Raw genomic sequence first — 17519 nt, 5'->3', positions numbered from 1 at the left:
TTGCGAACGGTGTCCGCTATTTGGCCCAATCGCAAAAGACTACGGCGAGCGAAGCCGGACGGGATAGCTATTAAGATAGATAGGGTCGGACAGGCTTATCCCCGCCTATTTGTTGAGCAGCCGGCCGACATGGCTATTTGACAAGCAATCATCAGCGGGTAAGCTTGCCCGATGCAAAGCCTTCCAGGCGATCTAGAGAGCCGGTTCCAAACCGGAATGAGCATCGACGCTGCCATGGCGGTGGCAACGGAGGTGCTGGAGCCCATCGGTTTCACCGCATTCATCTACGACTATACGCCCGTGCCGGTCAGTCACAAGGGCGAGCTTATCACGCCCTCGTTGATGGCTCTGCGCAACGTGCCGCGCGACATGCAAGATCTCTGGTGCAAGGGCGGATATTATCAGCTTGACCCGGTGCAGGAGGCCGCGCTCACCGTATCGAGACCGTTTCTCTGGTCGCACAGCGGCGTTCAGAGCACCGTCATGCAGCGCGTGCTCCAGTCCAAGCACGATCCTGTGGTCAGCTACTTGCTTGACACCAGGATGACCTGCGGCGTCACCGTACCCATTCGCCTTGCCGGCGGCGATCTCGCCACGTTCACCGCGATCCGTGCCGATCCGGAGGCCGGGTTCGAGCTCGAAGCCAGACCCTTGATCGCCGAGATCGGAGATCTGGGTCATCTGCTGCATGACTCCGCCTACGCCGGTTTCGACGCCGGAATCCGCACCTGCCAACATGTCCATCTGACGTCGCGCGAACGTCAGTGCCTGCGCCTGGCCGCTGCCGGACTGACGGCCAAGCAGGTCGCGCGTGAGATTGGCCGCGCGGTGCCTACCGCAACGCTGCACCTCAACGCGGCGACGCGAAAGCTTGGCGCGCGCAACCGCTTCCATGCCATCGCGCTCGCCGCCCATTACCGGCTGCTCGAACCGGAGCATTGAGGCTCGCGACCTGCGGGCGATCGGCCTTGCCTCGGGCGAACCCATAACCGGCGAACCTATAAATAGTGCTAGCTGTAAATGCGCTGGGCCGCTTAGTACCGTCGGCCGCAAACAAGGCTTGGGAGGGGTGCACCAAAGTGGCTCCTGCCGCGCCATGATGCGGAGCTTGGACTGTGACGGCACATGCGATCACCGAAGGATTTAGCGACTACAAGGGCTATCGCACCTGGTACCGTGTGACCGGGGACCTCGGGTCGGGCAAGCTGCCCCTGGTCGTCGCTCATGGTGGACCGGGCTGCACCCACGACTATGTGGACTCATTCAAGGAGCTTGCCGGAACCGGGCGAGCCGTCATCCACTACGATCAGATCGGCAACGGCAAATCGACCCATCTGCCGGACAAGGGCGGCGACTTCTGGACCGTCGATTTCTTCCTGGGCGAACTCGATGCGTTGCTCGCCCATCTCAGCATTGCCGGCCATTATGCCCTGCTCGGCCAGTCCTGGGGCGGCATACTCTCGGCCGAGCACGCCGTTCGCCGCCCTGAGGGGCTCAAGGCATTGATCCTGGCCAATTCGCTGGCCTCGATGGCGCTGTGGGTGGAAGGAGCCCGGCAATTGCGCGCCGAGTTGCCAGTCGATGTGCAAAGTGCGCTCGACCGGCACGAAGCGGCGAGAACCACCGATCACCCCGAATACGTTGCGGCGACGAAGGCTTTTTACGACCGTCATGTCTGTCGCGTCGTTCCGATGCCGCCAGAGGTCGCCCGGACATTTGCGGCAATCGAGGAAGATCCGACCGTCTATCACACCATGAACGGTCCCAATGAGTTCCACGTCATCGGCACGATGCGGAACTGGACCATCGTCGACCGCCTGCATCGGATCGAGGCGCCGACCCTGGTTTTCCGCGGCTTCTACGACGAAGCGACCGAGGCCTGCGTCCAGCCCTTTCTGGATCTTATCCCGTACGTTGAAGGCCTGGTCTTCCCGTATTCCAGCCACATGCCGCATGTGGAGGAAAAGCACGACTGCCTCAGCGCCGTTGGGCGTTTCCTGGCCAAATACGATTGACGTTCCAGCACCAGGCCTTCTGTTCCAACGGATCGTCGACACGACGCAGTCGTCGTGAGGCAGGTTCAGAAAACCACGAACCGTCCCATTTCTCCGCCGACGCACATTGCTATGCCTCGGTGATGGCGACGCCACGCTATGTGGATGTCCCGCAAAGGCCTGCAGGGTCGTCCGATGAGGCCAAATCACGGGCAGAATGCCAGATCACGGACAGCATAAAGGAGCCCATTCGAGCGCCTTTTCCATTGCCGGCGGAGGCGGAGGCCTAACGTTGCGGCGCAGATTGGCATGTCGCCGGCATGGCCGCAATCAGCCTGCCTCCCCCTGAACTGGCATCCCGTCGCTGAAAAACCTGACGGATACGGAGGACCAAGTTGCCGGTGGGTACGGAAAGTATCGGACCCAAAGTTTCGCCAAGCAGTTGCAACCGAATTCATTAGCCGGCGTTAAAGTGCGGGTGATCTAGCGGGGCATGGGGAGGCTTTCATGCAGACGTATCTCGTCGAGCGTATGGACGGCGACGATGTTATCTCGGTGCGCGTTGTCAACGCGCCGAGTCCGTTCAGAGCCGCAGCTATGATGACGGGCGGGCGTATTACCTTCCGAACGTGGGAAAAGGATTGGATCCGCGTGACCGACGAAAATCGGGGACAGATCTATGCATATTGTTTCGTCCCCGGCAGCTATTCCGACACCGAAGCATCGCCGGTATCGTCCGGGAACCACCGAATAGGCAATATGCCTGAATAGCGGCAATTCCATCTTCGACCCCACCTTGGTCTTCGAGCCCGCCTTGGCATGTGTCCGTGTCATGCGCACCACAACAGCCAGCGAGCCCGGCATGATTGGCTCGGCCGGCGGCTTGCGAAACAGGCGAAGTGACTAACCAAGCGTCCTTGAGGGAAGATCAGGGCATCATCAGAATGATCGATGAAAAGATTGGGGCGGGGGGCGATAAGTGACCCTAATCTTAGCGTAGGCAACTCATGTCTTCGGCATATTTGGGATCAGAAATCGCGGATCAGGATCTAGCGGTGGATTGTCAGACAACGACCTCCGATAATTGGTCAAGTGTCCCACAATACGCACTGGATCAGGTTGGTCCCGTACTGCGCCCATTTCAAAGATTGGGCGTCGACTTTACCAACATTGCGGCCTTCGATCACCTGAGAAATGTCGTCCGCCAGTACCCCGACAAGCTTGCAATCAGCGACGGCGCCAATCGTCTGACCTATTCCCAGCTCCTCCGGTCAGTCGAGACGCTGTCCCACCAGATCGCGGCGGCCGTCCCAGACGGACAGGCGATAGGGATTCTTCAGGCCAACTCGGCCTGGTATCCCATTGCCATGCTGGCAAGCATGACGGCTGGGCGGCCTTCGGTGCCACTCAACGCGCGAGATCCTGGCTCGCGTATCCTTGAAATCGTGGCCGGGGCGCGGCTCACAGCTGTCCTGGGCGAGGGCAATGTCCGACCCGATGGTTTGCCTCACCTGGTCAGTTGGATCGATGTGTCGACCAGTGCAGCCTCGCAGGCTGGACAAGTGCCTCGTTCTTATTCCGTCTCGGTCGATGCGCCCGCCATCGTGCTTTATACGTCAGGGAGTACGGGCCGGCCCAAAGGCATCGTTAACAGCCAGCGCAGCTTGCTGTGCCGGGTCCAGCAATATGTCGATGCGTGCCACATCAACTCGGATGACGTTTTCCTGCCATTGACCGGACCCGCCACAATCGCCGGGTGCCGGGAGATTCTTGCTGCTCTTCTCACCGGCGCCACCTTGCACCTGGTCGAAGTCGAAGCGGTCGGCTTGCGCGCCGTTCAACGCCTGGTGCGATCCGAAGACGTGACAATCACCTATCTGGTGCCGGCACTGCTTCGCGCGCTTATGGCAGACGGACCTGCAGAAGCGTTCCATTCACTCAGAGTCGCCCGGATCGGTGGCGAGAAGGTGCCCTGGACCGACATCGCCCTGCTGCGCAAGGCCGTCTCCGATACGTGCCTTATCCAGATCGGTTACTCGTCAACCGAGACCACCGGCTCGCAATGGTTCCTGCCGCGAGACTGGCCAGAGCATGGAGATTCGGTTCCAGTTGGCTGGCTGCTGCCTGGAATCACCTTCGCAATTGTCGACGAAGCGGGCCGCCGCGTTCAACCGGGCCGCAGCGGAGAGCTTCTGATCAGGAGCCCGTATGTCTTGCTTGGCCATTGGGAGGACGGGGCGGTTGTGCCGGCAACATCAGACCCGCACGATCCAGGCCTTCGGATTTTCGCGACAGGTGACCTCGTTCGACTTGATGATCAAGGCCTGCTGCACATCGTCGGTCGCAAGGGGCGCCAGGTAAAAATCAACGGTCGACGCGTCGAGCCAGCCGAACTCGAACGGGTGCTGCGTTGTGCACCCTCTGTCGCGGATGCCGTGGCAATCGTGACGGCCGCGAATGAGCTTGTCGCCTTTGCTGTTCCTCGGCGCTCGGCCGAAGCGACCTTTTCGGACGAGCTTCGCCAGCTTGTCAGGACCAATCTGCCGCCGCCGCTGCGTCCCTTGCGGTTGCACACGATCGCCGAGATTCCGCGTCTGCCGAGCGGCAAAGTCGACATCACGACACTTGCAGAGATGGATCTTTCAGCCAGAGAGACAGCGGCGACCGCGCGTCCGCTCGAGCCGCGAGGCAAGCTGACCGCGCAGCAGGTTGTCCAGCGGGCATGGACCAGCATTCTCAATACGCGCGTGGCGGCAGGACGCTGGGATGACGCCGGAGGAGATTCGCTGAAGCTGCTGCACTGCGTCATGGAAATCGAAAGCGCCATCGGGCAGGAACTCGGCCTTGAGGCCTTCACCGTCGGGATGAGCCTGGAAGAAATGGTCAAGGCGGTCGTGTCCGCCCAGGCAGGCGATCAAAGCGCGCGCGCCCAGAAGCACGACCCTCCCATTCTTTTTCTGTTCCCGGGGTCCGTCGGCTATGGCCCGAGCCTTGCTGCCTTTGCAGCAGCGATGGGCAAGGTGACCCGCGTTGCCCCGATCAGGTATCCGGCCCTGGCTATGATACTGCGCGGACAAGACAGCCTCGCCGATATGGCCGACGCCGCCGTCGACCAGATCCGCCGCGCCCAACCCTCGGGCCATGTACGACTTCTCGGCCATTCGCTCGGCGGCGCTGTTGCCTTCGAAGTTGCGGAGCGGCTGCTGGCAGCGGGGCGAACCGTAAAGTTCCTCGGCATCCTCGACACCAGCCTCGTCGGGGAGCGAAGCGCTCGCTGGGAGACGTTAACGCGCACATTCAATCGAATCCGGACCAACCGCGTGTCCGCTTACCGGATGGCTTGCCGCGCCCTCGCGAAAGTCGCCGTGGCAATGAAGCGCGAGGCACAACTGGTCCAGTTTCTCGACCGCTTCGCTCAAGGACAGTTCAACGCGACGAGCTTTAGAACCAAACTGGAACTGCAAGAGGTTTTGCGCGCGCAAGCCTTCTTCCAGTGGGTGGCCGAGCCAAAGCCGGCTCTGCCGATCACAGGCACCCTGTTCCGCTGTGCTCGACCCGGAATGCCTCTGGCAATTGGCTGGGATAGCGTCTTCGCCCATCTGGACGTGATTCCGATCGTCGGCAGCCACATCGATCTGGTTGTAGAGCCTCACCTTACCACCAATCGTCCCCTTATCGAGAAAGCGGTGGCGAAAACCTATTCGCCAATCGAGTCTCGCAAACTGGAGTACAAGCCATCGACCTGATCTCAACATTCGGCAAAGACGCCCTGGTGCTCGACGCTGGCGCGGAAGTCGATCGCATCGTCCAGATCTTGCGCCAGCAGGTCTTCGGCACGCTGCGACGTCGAGGGGTGGTTGTCGGCCTCTCAGGCGGCATCGACAGCTCCGTCGTTGCGGCGTTGTGTGTTCGCGCCTTTGGGAAAGGCAAGGTCCTCGGGATATTCATGCCGGAGCGCCATTCCTCCGGCGACTCACTGAGGCTCGGCCGCATTGTCGCCGCACAGCTTGGTATAGAAACGATCCTGGAGGATATAACGCCGGCCCTGGAAGCGGTCGGCGCCTATAGACGGCAGACCGAAGCAATCCAGACCGTCGTTCCCGAATATGGGGACAGCTGGAAATGCAAGCTGGTGCTCGCCTCGGTTCTCGAGAGCAACGGTCTCAACATCACGCGCCTCACGGTTCAGGACCCCGAGGGCAGGACCGACACGGTGCGCCTGCCGTCGGCAGCCTATCTGCAGATCGTCGCTGCAACCAACTACAAGCAGCGCCTGCGCAAGATGACCGAATACTACCATGCCGACCGCCTCAACTACGCGGTAGCGGGCACGCCGAACCGCCTGGAGTACGACCAGGGCTTCTTCGTCAAGCAGGGCGACGGAATTGCCGACCTGATGCCAATCGTCCACCTCTACAAGACCCAGGTCTACCAGCTGGCCGAATATCTTGGGGTGGAGGAAGAGGTCCGGCGCAGACCGCCCACCACAGACACCTTCTCGATGGCGCAGAGTCAGGAGGAGTTCTACTTCGCGCTTCCTTATTATCTGATGGATCTGTGCCTCTACGGCTTGAACCATGGGATCGCCGACGAAGACGTCGCTGAGGCAACCGGCCTCACCGTGATGCAGGTCCAGAAGGTTTTCAAGGATATCGACAGCAAGCGGCGCGCCGCACGTTATCTTCACGCGCGGCCGTTGGTGTCCTCTTCAATGGGCGAGGGCTAGGCGATGTGCGGCATCGCCGGAATTGTGTCGCTGAGCGCCGCAGCGGCGTCCCCTTCCCGGGATGCGCTGATACGTATGGCGGGCGCGCTGGCGCATCGCGGCCCGGACGAACGCGGCCTTTACCGGGACAGACGTGCAGGATTGGCGCATGCCCGCCTGTCAGTCATCGATCTCGCAAGCGGCCAGCAGCCACTCGCCGGCGCGGGCGACACAATGTGGATCGTCTTCAACGGCGAAATCTTCAATTACGTCGAGCTGCGACAAGATCTGGTCGCGCTCGGTTATCGCTTCCGCACACGCAGCGACACCGAGGTCATCGTCCATGCCTATCATGCCTGGGGCGAGGCCGCCTTCGAGCGAATGAATGGGCAGTGGGCAGTCGCCATCTGGGACTCCGTGGCAGGTCGTCTCGTCTTGTCTCGGGATCGGTTCGGCATCTGCCCGCTGCACTTTTGCGAGCATGGCGGACGGCTTTACTTCGCCAGCGAGGTGAAGGCCATTTTCGCGGCCGATGCGGATATACCCCGCGCCTTCGATCCAGCCGGCATCGATCAGACTTTCACACTTTGGACTGTCACGCCGCCACAAGGCGTGTTTGGAGGAGTAAGCGAACTCACGCCGGGGCATGTCCGCATTTATGACAGCGGCGTCGTCCGGGAGCGGGCTTTTTGGAAGCCTGACTATCCAGAGGTTGACGGACCCGGCGATGATGAATTCACCGGCTTGCTTGATGACGCGGTGGAGGAAGTGCGCAGCGCCCTGGAAGCCGCGACGGCGCTCAGGATAGTACGCGCCGACGTGCCGGTCGGCTGCTATTTGTCCGGCGGGCTCGACAGCTCGCTGGTCGCCACGCTGGGGAGACGCTTCGCGGGCGAGCGCTTCCAGACTTTCTCGCTGCGTTTTGCCGACGCCGAGTATGATGAGACGCATTTCCAGCGCCTGGTTGCCGGCGTGGCCGGCAGTGACCATCATGAGGTGGTTGTTTCGCGCAGCGATATCGCTGGCATCTTCCCTGAGGTGATCTACCACACCGAGCGGCCAATCCTAAGAACCGCGCCGGCGCCGCTGTTCCTGCTCTCGAGACTGGTGCGCCAGCATGGCATCAAGGTCGTGCTGACCGGCGAAGGGGCCGACGAAATGTTCGCCGGCTACGATTTGTTCCGCGAGGGCAAGGTCCGCCGCTTCTGGGGACGCCAGCCCGCCTCGACGCGACGCTCGCGGCTGCTGGAGCGCCTCTATCCCTATCTCAGCCGCTCGCCGGTGCAGCAGCAGGCGATGGCACGCCAGTTCTTCGGGCGCGACATCCACGCCTGTGACGCGCCTGGTTTTGCGCATGGCACGCGCTGGCGTACCACAAGCGCCATCAAGCGGCTGTTTTCGGCAGACATGCGCGCCCAAACGGAGCGCCGCAACGCCGTGTCCGAGCTGCTTGCCCGCCTGCCGCCGGAGTTTTCGCGATGGGGCTCTCTTGCGCAGGACCAGTATATCGAGATTCAGACGCTGATGTCGGGATACCTGCTTTCCTCACAAGGGGACAGAATGCTGATGGCTCATTCCGTCGAGGGGCGCTTCCCGTTCCTCGATCATGAACTCGTGAGACTCGCGAATTCGCTTCCGGCCGCCTACAAGCTGCGCGTGCTCGATGAAAAGCATGTGCTGAAGCGCGTGGCGCAGCCGATCGTGCCGTCGGAAATCGTCACCCGCAAGAAGCAGCCTTACCGGGCCCCCAACGCGCTCTGCTTTGTCGCAGATGGCGCTCCGGCCTACATTCGCGAAGCACTTTCGGAGGCGGCGCTGCGCGAAGCGAACGTCTTCGATCCCAAGTCGGTTACCCGGCTCCTGAGCAAGTGCCAGGCCAGCGCCGGCGACGGCGACCTGTCCAACTCCGACAATATGGCGCTGGTCGGGGTGCTGTCGACGCAGCTTCTTCATCGGCAATTTATCGCGAGCCGTCCAAGTGGGGCTCGCACGCTCAAGCTCAGCATCGATATCGACCGCGAACACCGCGAAGAGGTGCTCGCATGATGCATGGCGCCGTACCGCTCCTGCACGACTATCTCACCCACTCTGCCAGCCGGCTCGGCGAGAAGGTGGCCCTGGTGTGCGGCAATCAACGTGTCACCTATGGCGATCTCGATATGCGTTCGAACGCCATAGCGCACCATTTGACCGATGCCGGAATTGCGCGTGGCGATCGCGTGGTGGTCTTCGCCGACAACACTGTCGAGGCCGTCATTGCGTTCTGGGCGGTGCTCAAGGCCAACGCCGTGGTGTGCATCGTCAACCCGCTCACCAAAAGCGACAAACTTGATTATCTGCTCAACGATTGCCGCCCGACGGCACTGATCACCGACAAACACCTGCACTCGATTTTCAGGGAGCCGGCGCGGAATTGCCCATCGTTACGCCGCATGATCGTCTCCGGGCCGATCGAACACAGCGACCTGCAAGAATTGCCGCATGCTGTGCGCTGGGACGCCGCGGTCGCGGCAGCCCGCAGCACGCCGCCCTCGCGCCGCTGCATCGACATCGATCTCGCTGCGATCATTTATACGTCCGGCTCGACGGGCGAGCCCAAGGGCGTGATGCTGACGCATCGAAACATGATCGCCGCGTGCGCCTCGATTTCCTCATACCTGGCGCTTGCCGAAGACGAGGTGATCCTCAATGTCCTGCCGCTCGCCTTCGACTACGGTCTTTACCAGATGATCATGGCATTCGGCGCGGGCGCCCGGCTGGTGCTTGAGCGCTCGTTCGCCTTCCCGGCGCAGATCCTTGGGCTGATCAAGCAAGAAAGGGTGACGGGTTTTCCCGGCGTACCGACCATCTTCGCCGCACTCGGGGAGCTCAGGTCTCTCAGGGATCAGGATTTTTCGAGTATTCGCTACGTCACGAACACTGCGGCCGCCCTGCCGCTCAAGCACATTCTCCTGCTGCAGGAGCTGTTTTCTGGCGCCCGCATCTATTCGATGTACGGCCTTACCGAATGCAAGCGCTGCACCTACCTGCCGCCGGAGGATCTGGAGCGAAAGCCGTCGAGCGTCGGGATCGCCATCCCCAATACGGAAATGTGGATTGTCGACGAGCACGACAGGCGGGTCGGCCCCGGCATCGTTGGTCAGCTCGTCATCCGCGGAGCGACGGTGATGAAGGGCTATTGGGGCAAGCCGGAGGCGACAGCCAGGAAGCTCAAGCCCGGCCCGCTGCCGGGTGAGCAGGTCCTATACACCGGCGACTACTGCCGGATGGACGCCGAGGGCTACCTCTACTTCGTCGGTCGCGGCGACGAGATCATAAAATCGCGCGGAGAGAAGATAGCGCCGAAGGAGGTGGAAAACGTGTTGATGAACATTGCGGGCGTACGGGAAGCCGCGGTCATCGGCGTTCCGGACGAGCTGCTCGGGCAAGCAGTGAAGGCATTTGTCGTGATGGAGCAGGGAAGCATGATCGGTGAAAAGCAGTTGCAGAAAGAATGCCAGAGACGGCTGGAAAACTTCATGGTTCCGAAGTCCATCGTCATCGTACCCAGTCTGCCGATGACCGACACGGGTAAGCTCAAAAAAACGGCCCTGTCATGAATCGGTACCAGGGCGAAGTTGATCAGCATTCATCTTTTGTACCGGAGGCGAAATCAATGTTATCTACCAAGGATAGAACCGATACCTGCAGCGAACAAATTCGCGCTTTCCTGGCTTCGAATTTCTATATAGCCGATCCCGAGAGCCTGGAGAGCGACACCTCGCTACTCGACCAGGGCATCGTGGACTCGACGGGTGTGCTCGAGGTTATCGGCTTCATCGAGGAGACCTTCGGCATCACGGTCGAAGACAGCGAGCTGCTGCCGGAGAATCTCGATTCCATCGAGGGAATTGCGCAATACGTCATGCGCAAGAGAAACTGACGCAAGAGAAACTGATCGCCGAAATCTCGCGCAACTCTGTTTCAACTTCCCGGCCGTTTCTAGCCGCGACAGCGCGTCTACCTGCCGCGGCTGCGATGCTTACGCCTGCGCCCTCGTATGTCCCACAACCACCCTGCCCTCACCGGCCTGGTTGGTGACTGCCCTGATACTCTCATAGGCCTTGGAACGCTCGAGCAAACTCATGACCTGCCGGTCCTGGCCAAGCCCCACCTCGAAAAGCAGGATGCCTCCGCGCCGCAAATAGCGCGGCGCCTCCTTGAGCACCCGCATGTGGATGCTCAGGCCGTAGGGGCCGGCTGCGAATGCTTCACGCGGCTCGAGCTCAACCAGATGCGAACGGTCGCCCTCGAGCCGTTTTTCCGAAATGTAGGGCGGGTTGCAAACGATCACGTCGATCGTGCCGTCGAGCTCCAAGCCTGAGAAGGCGCTGAACAAGTCGCCCTGAAGCACCGTTACCCGGTCCTCGATTTCAAGATGGGTGACGTTGCGGCGCGCGACCTCCACGCATCCGTCGGTAAGATCGCTTGCCCACACGCGCGCGGTGGGAGCGTGGTGCGCGATGGCGCACGCCAGATTGCCCGCCCCACAGCACATGTCGACAACGCGAGGCACCGGCAGGTTCAGTTGGCTCAGGACATCGAGAGCGGCCTTGCCGAGCAGTTCCGTTTCCGGCCGAGGAACAAGCGCACCGGGCGAGACCAGCAACTGCAATCCCATGAAGGTGCTGCGCCCCCTGCCGTAGGCATCGGCAACATTGATCTCTTCGCTCACGACACTCGCCTCCCCGATTTAGCCGGCGTTGGTGGCCGACAATTGCGTACCGATGAAGTGTATCTCAAAACCGTTTAACTCTCGATCGACAAAATCAAAACCGATCCCTCCCCAGACGCTTCGAAGCCTTGATGCTACAAAGATGACCATAAGCTTCTGCGCCGTGTCATGATTAGGAATATCTCCTTACTCGACCCGGTTATCCCCAGCCTGGCGAGCCGGTTGCCGAATTCTGAGCCTGGCGTCACGATTTTGCTACATTTTAATCAAAGAAGGCACGTATGTAAGCAATTCGTAATGTTCCAGCAGCGGGGCGGGGCTGCTGCTTCCCGGAAGGTTAAAGTTTGTCCCTCATCGAAAGAATCGACGAGATTGCGCGGCAATTTCGCGTCAACGAGCGCACATCATGAAGTCGACCAAAGGGCGCTCGCTCGATCTCCGCTCCGCAATGTTCGGCTGTGTGCACGGCCTCGTCGGCGTAGGCGTTTTCTCGGCATTGATAAATATCCTCGCCTTGACCGGCTCCGTCTACATGCTCCAGGTCTATGACCGCGTGCTGCCTTCGCAGAGCGTGCCGACTCTTGTCGGATTTACAGTCGGGATGCTGGGACTTTACGCGGCCTATGGGCTCCTCGATTTCGTGAGGCTTCGCCTGTTGGTCCGCATCGGCAGCCGCCTGCATAGAAATCTGCAGCAAAAAGCGTTCGCAGCCTCGCTTTCCCTGCCCCTCGTCGCCGGGCCGGATGCGAACCGGGTACACCCGCTTCGTGATCTGGACCAGCTACGTGGCTTTCTTTCCGGGCTCGGGCCGACAGTCTTATTCGACGCTCCCTGGATACCATTTTATATGGTGGTCATCTATCTGCTGCACCCCGCGCTTGGCGTGCTGGCAACGCTCGGCGCATGTGCCGTTGTGTTTTTGACGGTGGTTGCCGAGATCATCGGCCGCAAACCTGCGGCTCGTGCATCTGAGACACTCGTAGCGCAGCGGCTTCTGGCCGACTCCGGCCGCCGCAACGCAGAGGTTGTTCAGGCGATGGGCCTTTCCGCCCCGCTTAGCCGGCGCTGGAACGAGGTCAGTCATCTTTATCTGAAGAACCAGGAACGGCTCTCCGACGTCGTCGGCGCAGCAAGCTCACTGTCGAAGACGCTCCGAATGGCCCTGCAATCATGCGTGCTAGGGCTTGGTGCCTACCTTGTGATCGGCGGCGAGGCCTCGCCTGGCGTGATCATTGCATCGTCCATATTGCTGGGCCGCTCGCTGGCGCCGGTCGATGTGGCGATCGCAAACTGGAGAGGGTTTCTGGCAACCCGCAAAAGCTATACCGAGCTGTCGGCAGCCCTGGATGCTTTTGATAGCCAGCAAGAGCCAATGGAACTGCCCGGCCCGAAGGCTGAGCTTGCGGTCGAGGAATTGACCGTCGCGCCACCAAGCCTGCAGAAGCCCACCATCTTCAATGTAAGCTTCCGCTTGGCGAGAGGCGCAGGGTTGGCGGTCGTCGGCCCGAGCGGCTCCGGCAAGACCACGCTCGTGCGCGCTTTGGTCGGGGCATGGAAGCCGCTTCGTGGCACGGTAAGATTGGACGGCGCCTCGCTCGATCAGTGGAATTCAGAACTGCTCGGCATTCATATTGGCTACCTTCCGCAGGACGTTGAGCTGTTCGACGGGACGATCGCCGACAATATTTCGAGGTTCGGCGGCAAGCGCGACGCAAAAGGCGTGCTGGCAGCTGCCAAGGCTGCGGGCGTGGACAAGATGATCATGCGTCTTCCGCAGGGTTTTCAAACACGCATCGGAGAAGGCGGCGCGGCCCTTTCGGCTGGGCAGAGGCAGCTCGTCGGGCTTGCCAGGGCACTTTACGGCGATCCATTCCTCGTCGTTCTTGACGAACCAAATTCCAATCTGGATGCAGACGGTGATGCTGCTTTGGCCGGCGCAATCCTGGCAGTGCGTCAGCGCGGCGGTATCGTGATCGTCGTTGCGCATCGCCCCTCCGCTCTCGTCAACATCGATCAGGTACTCGTCCTGTCGAACGGGATGCTCCATTCGTTCGGCTCGCGCGAAGACGTTCTGGCAAATGTGGTCCGGCCCTTCCCGCGCCCGGACAAGCCAAACATTGTCGTTCCGCTGCAGCACGGTGCAAGCGGGCATGCGTGAGGTATTGCTTAGTGTCTAACGTGACCATGTCGTCATATGCTGCGGTTGGCGGCGAAGGCCCGCCGACCGGGCAGAAGCCGCAGCCGGATGGGATTCAAGCCAATCTACCCCGGGGTACTCTGGTCCGGAGCCTAGCAGCACATTGTCGTTCCGCCGCACAAGCGTGCAGCCGGGCATATGCGAGGTATCGCTCTGCTGTTGCCGTGTCATACGTCGCAGCCGGTGGCGAAGGCCGTTCGTTGGAGACGAAGCCAGAGCCGGATGGCATCCGGGCCAATCTGCTCTTGGGCTTGGCAACCAGCTTGCTGTTGATCTTTGGCGGAGGGCTCTGGTTGGGATTGACCAAGATTGCCGGCGCGGTGATTGCGCCCGCAACCGTGGTGGTCGAAAGCAACATTAAAAAAGTCCAGCATCAAACCGGCGGCACCATCGGCGGAATCTTCGCGCAGGACGGCGATCATGTGAAGGCCGGCGATGTGTTGGTCAGGCTGGACAACACATTGACCCGAGCAAACCTGCAGATAATCACCGAGGACCTCAATCGCGCCACCATTCGTCTGGCCCGACTGGAGGCCGAGCGCCAGGGTCTGCCGGAAATGCAGATCCCGCCCGACCTTCGCGCTCAAATGGGCGACCCGCAAGTGGTGGCACTTGTCAGTGGCGAGCGTGCCTTGTTTGAAAGCCGTGCTGCGGCGCTGGCTGGCCAGAAGGCACAATTACAAAGCCGCGCGAAGCAGCTGGAACGTCAGATCGATGGCCTCAAATCGCAGCAGTCTGCAACGGACGAGTCTCTGGATCTGCTGACCAAGAACCTTGCGGATGTCGCATCTCTCTACGCAAAGAAGTTGGTGTCCAAGGAGAGGTTGAGCAATGTCAGCCTAGACAAGACCCGGGCTCGCGGCGAATCGGGACGCCTTGTCGCAGCGATAGCAGAGGTACAAGCTCACATCAGTGAAACGGACCTGCAGGTGCTTCAGCTCGACGAACAAATGCGGAGCGACGTGACCAACGAACTTCGCGAAACGGAAGCCAAGCAGACCGAGCTCAGTGAGCGCAAGGTGGTGGCCGAAGACGAACTCAGCAGGACAGACATTCGTGCCCCGCAATCGGGCACAGTACAAGAATCCGCGGTCCATACCGTAGGAGGCGTGATTGGCGCAGGAGAGGTGCTCATGATGATTGTGCCCGATTCCGACAACCTTGTCGTCGACGCTTCCATTCCTCCGTCGCGTATCGATGAGATTCATCCCGGACAGCAGGTGTCGATCCGCTTTCCAGCGTTCGACGCCGGCACCACACCTGCCTGCGAAGGCTCGGTCAAGCGCGTCTCAGCGGATCTGATCAAGGATCAGCAACGCCAGCTTTCCTTTTTTTCGGCGCGCATCGACGTCGAGAATGAAGCGACGTGCCTGACAGGAGAGAAAATACTCAAACCGGGCATGCCCGCCGAAGTCCATATAAGAACCGACGAGCGCAGTGTCTGGTCCTACTTGATGAAGCCCCTTACCGACCAGTTTTCCAGGGCCTTCAGGCAGTAAAGCGGTTGCGAAACGCGGCCCGATCTATCGGGTCGCCGCATTTTCGAGAGCGCTGCTGAATCTGACCTCGATCGTGTCTCCCGGCATGACCTCGGTGTCTTCTTGGGCAAGCTGTTTTCGCCATTCTTCGCCGACCTTGCGAATGATCGTGACCTCGGCCTGGACCTTCTCGCCGGCAACCGGCAACGGCAGTGCGGCAGCTCCCGTGGGCTGCAACTTTTGGCTGGCGGCGCGAAGCCTTGCGCTGACGTCGGCAAGGCGCACGTTGGTATCCTTCAACTCGATCAGCAGACCCATCCTTCTTTGGTTGTCATTGCGTTCGTGCTGTCTGGCAAAATCGTCCTGCTGACGTCGTGCTCTCATAAGCTCAACCGACGTTTCGAGTGCCCGGCTGGAAGAGAGAACCAAAGCGCGCCGGACGTCGGCGAGCCGGTTGTTGGTGAGATTTCCGGACTCAAACGCTTTCCTTACGCGCGCCAGATCGTCTTCGTCCGCCTTCACCCCATCCGCTTCGGCCTGCTCGCGTTTGAGCAAGGTCTCGGTTTGTGCGGCGGCATCCTTGCCGCTTTTATCCAGAAAGCCCTGCTCTTGCTGGAAGTTGTCCAACGAGAGCTTCAGCCCTTCCGCTTCAGCCTGCGCGATCGCCGACGCAAAACTTGCCGGCAAGGGAGATCCTTGTGGTGGCTGCATGTCGAAAGTCGGTTTGTCCTGAAGTTCGGCGCGGATGCGGGCGCTATGAAAATAATCTCTCGTATATTCCCCCCAAAGCGACTCGTAATCGCGCCGCAGATCCACCGGATCTGGGCCAACCTGGTTTGCCCGGGACCGCAAAAGGCTGAAACCGCCTGACACGGCAATCGCCTGCCGCACGGTCATCAGCGGGCGGTAGGCCTGCTGTCCGGGAGTGAGCACGTCGCCGGTCACATAGATCGGCCTGTACTCCGCAACCACGGCGGTCACGTCTGTCGGCTTGATGACGATCATTTGCTCCCGCCCATCAGGCAGACGCTGGTGGAATATCTTGGTCGGCAAGATCGTCTGCATGCGCGTTTGCAGTTCAGCCGGAGTTAAGCCGCCCACCGAAACCATACCGACTTCGGGAAGTGCGATCGTGCCGTCCATCTGGACCACCGCACGTTGCGTTCGCTCCGGGATGGAGGCAATTCCAATCTCGACGGTGTCGCCGGCAGAAAGTCGATAGGCGACCCGCGGTTCCGCTGCAGCAGCCGTATCCATGGCAGCCAGCATGCCGAGCACGACAATAAGGATTCGATCAACGAGAACCATGGGCGACAATCTCCTTCTGGCTCGAATCCGGCGATACCGCGGCCGCAATCAACAGCGGAGCCAATCCTCCCGGGCGAAAGCTCATGTCATGTAACCCATTTCGTGTCGCACCCGGCCTTCGCTCAGGCGCCCTTGCCACCATCCGATGGTCCGCTCCAAGCCTTCGCGCAGGCTGGTCTGGGCACGCCATCCAGTCTTGCTTTCGAGGAGCGAAGAATCGGCCAGCAAGGCACGCACCTCGGAATTCTGCGGCCGCAGGCGGCGCTCGTCCCGGTGGATTGGTTTCTTGCAGCCACTCAACTCGATCACCAGATCCAATATGTCCGAGATCGTCACAGCGCGCTGGCTTCCGGCATTGTAGGCATGGCCAAATTCGAGCTCGGCGGAACCTGCGGTCAAAAACGCCGCCGCGGTGTCTTCCACGAAAGTAAGATCGCGGATCGGGCTTGTGTCTCCCACCATGATCGCCGGGCATTTTTTGTCGAGAGCCTGGCGTATAATGGTCGGTACGATGGCCCGCTCACTCTGGCGCGGCCCGTACGTATTGAAGGGCCGCATGATGACCACGGGGATGTCGAACGATCTGGCGTAGGACTCCGCCATCATGTCCGCGCCGATCTTGGATGCCGAATATGGTGACTGTCCCTGCAACGGGTGGGATTCGCTGATAGGCATTGTCAGCGCGGTGCCGTAGACCTCGCTTGTCGAAGTGTGCACTACACGCTCCGTATCCCATTGGCGCGCCGCTTCGAGAACGTTGACCGTGCCCAGGATGTTGGTCTCCACATAGGACTGGGCAGCGGCATACGAATACGGGATAGCTATCAGTGCGGCGAGATGAAACACGACCGCCTGGCCACGCACGATCCGGTTAAGGAACGCGCTGTCGCGAACATCGCCGCGGACGAGATTCAACTGGCGTCGTATGGTGTCGGGCAAATCGTCCAGCCAGCCGTGGCTGTCGAAGGAATTGTAGAGTGCCAGCGCGGTGACGTCGGCGCCGCTGCGGACGAGTGCTTCGGTGAGATGAGAACCGATGAACCCGTCGGCACCCGTAACCAGAACTTTCCTGCCCTTGTATGCCATGACCCAAGCGTTCCCCCTATGACGTGAGGCACTGACT

At 60.7% G+C, this 17519-nt stretch carries 13 protein-coding genes; 10 read left to right on the top strand and 3 right to left on the bottom strand.

Annotation, left to right across the window (positions count from 1 at the left end; translation table 11 throughout):
- Positions 1–216: 216 nt before the first annotated feature.
- The 8 genes from NKI18_RS21765 to NKI18_RS21730 all read left to right on the top strand — a co-directional run bounded on the left by NKI18_RS21765 (position 217) and on the right by NKI18_RS21730 (position 10621).
- Positions 217–942: a LuxR family transcriptional regulator gene (locus NKI18_RS21765; protein WP_245274646.1), complete on the top strand. Its 726-nt coding sequence runs from the start codon at positions 217–219 to the stop codon at positions 940–942.
- A gap of 173 nt (positions 943–1115) precedes the next feature.
- A complete protein-coding gene (locus NKI18_RS21760; protein WP_352619899.1) occupies positions 1116–2015 on the top strand; it encodes a proline iminopeptidase-family hydrolase in 900 nt (299 codons plus the stop codon).
- A gap of 486 nt (positions 2016–2501) precedes the next feature.
- The gene (locus tag NKI18_RS21755; protein WP_352619900.1) at positions 2502–2765 is read left to right on the top strand and encodes a hypothetical protein; all 264 of its coding nucleotides are present in this window, start codon (positions 2502–2504) and stop codon (positions 2763–2765) included.
- A gap of 236 nt (positions 2766–3001) precedes the next feature.
- Positions 3002–5740, top strand: coding sequence for an AMP-binding protein (locus NKI18_RS21750; protein ID WP_502900729.1), 2739 nt, complete (start codon positions 3002–3004; stop codon positions 5738–5740).
- Positions 5737–6720, top strand: a complete 984-nt coding sequence (nadE, locus tag NKI18_RS21745; RefSeq protein WP_352619916.1) for an NAD(+) synthase — start codon at positions 5737–5739, stop codon at positions 6718–6720. The genes NKI18_RS21750 and nadE overlap by 4 nt, the downstream gene beginning before the upstream one ends.
- Before the next feature lie 3 nt (positions 6721–6723).
- Complete coding sequence (asnB, locus tag NKI18_RS21740) at positions 6724–8745, top strand: asparagine synthase (glutamine-hydrolyzing) (RefSeq protein ID WP_352619902.1); 2022 nt, start codon at positions 6724–6726, stop codon at positions 8743–8745.
- Positions 8742–10298 carry a class I adenylate-forming enzyme family protein gene (locus NKI18_RS21735; RefSeq protein ID WP_352569014.1) on the top strand — a complete coding sequence of 519 codons (1557 nt, stop codon included), beginning with the start codon at positions 8742–8744 and terminating at the stop codon, positions 10296–10298. The genes asnB and NKI18_RS21735 overlap by 4 nt, the downstream gene beginning before the upstream one ends.
- 56 nt (positions 10299–10354) lie before the next feature.
- Complete coding sequence (locus NKI18_RS21730) at positions 10355–10621, top strand: acyl carrier protein (protein WP_023675628.1); 267 nt, start codon at positions 10355–10357, stop codon at positions 10619–10621.
- A gap of 99 nt (positions 10622–10720) precedes the next feature.
- Here the strand turns inward: NKI18_RS21730 and NKI18_RS21725 are convergent, their stop codons facing one another.
- Entirely contained in the window at positions 10721–11413 is a 693-nt protein-coding gene (locus tag NKI18_RS21725) for a N5-glutamine methyltransferase family protein (RefSeq protein ID WP_352449674.1), read from the bottom strand.
- Between the two features lie 406 nt (positions 11414–11819).
- Between NKI18_RS21725 and NKI18_RS21720 the strand changes: the two genes are divergently transcribed.
- Positions 11820–13571, top strand: a complete 1752-nt coding sequence (locus tag NKI18_RS21720) for a type I secretion system permease/ATPase (protein WP_352619903.1) — start codon at positions 11820–11822, stop codon at positions 13569–13571.
- Positions 13572–13810: 239 nt separating this feature from the next.
- Entirely contained in the window at positions 13811–15109 is a 1299-nt protein-coding gene (locus NKI18_RS21715) for an HlyD family type I secretion periplasmic adaptor subunit (protein ID WP_352619904.1), read from the top strand.
- A 24-nt stretch (positions 15110–15133) separates the two neighbouring features.
- Here NKI18_RS21715 and NKI18_RS21710 read toward each other — a convergent pair whose 3' ends face one another.
- Together NKI18_RS21710 and NKI18_RS21705 are read right to left on the bottom strand one after the other, a co-directional pair.
- Positions 15134–16396, bottom strand: a complete 1263-nt coding sequence (locus NKI18_RS21710) for a polysaccharide biosynthesis/export family protein (protein ID WP_352455325.1) — start codon at positions 16394–16396, stop codon at positions 15134–15136.
- Between the two features lie 81 nt (positions 16397–16477).
- Positions 16478–17482 carry an SDR family NAD(P)-dependent oxidoreductase gene (locus NKI18_RS21705; RefSeq protein ID WP_352619905.1) on the bottom strand — a complete coding sequence of 335 codons (1005 nt, stop codon included), beginning with the start codon at positions 17480–17482 and terminating at the stop codon, positions 16478–16480.
- Between the last annotated feature and the right edge of the window lie 37 nt (positions 17483–17519).

This window comes from Mesorhizobium sp. M0800, assembly GCF_040320095.1.
GTDB lineage: Bacteria > Pseudomonadota > Alphaproteobacteria > Rhizobiales > Rhizobiaceae > Mesorhizobium.
This window is presented reverse-complemented; position numbering and strand designations above follow the sequence as displayed.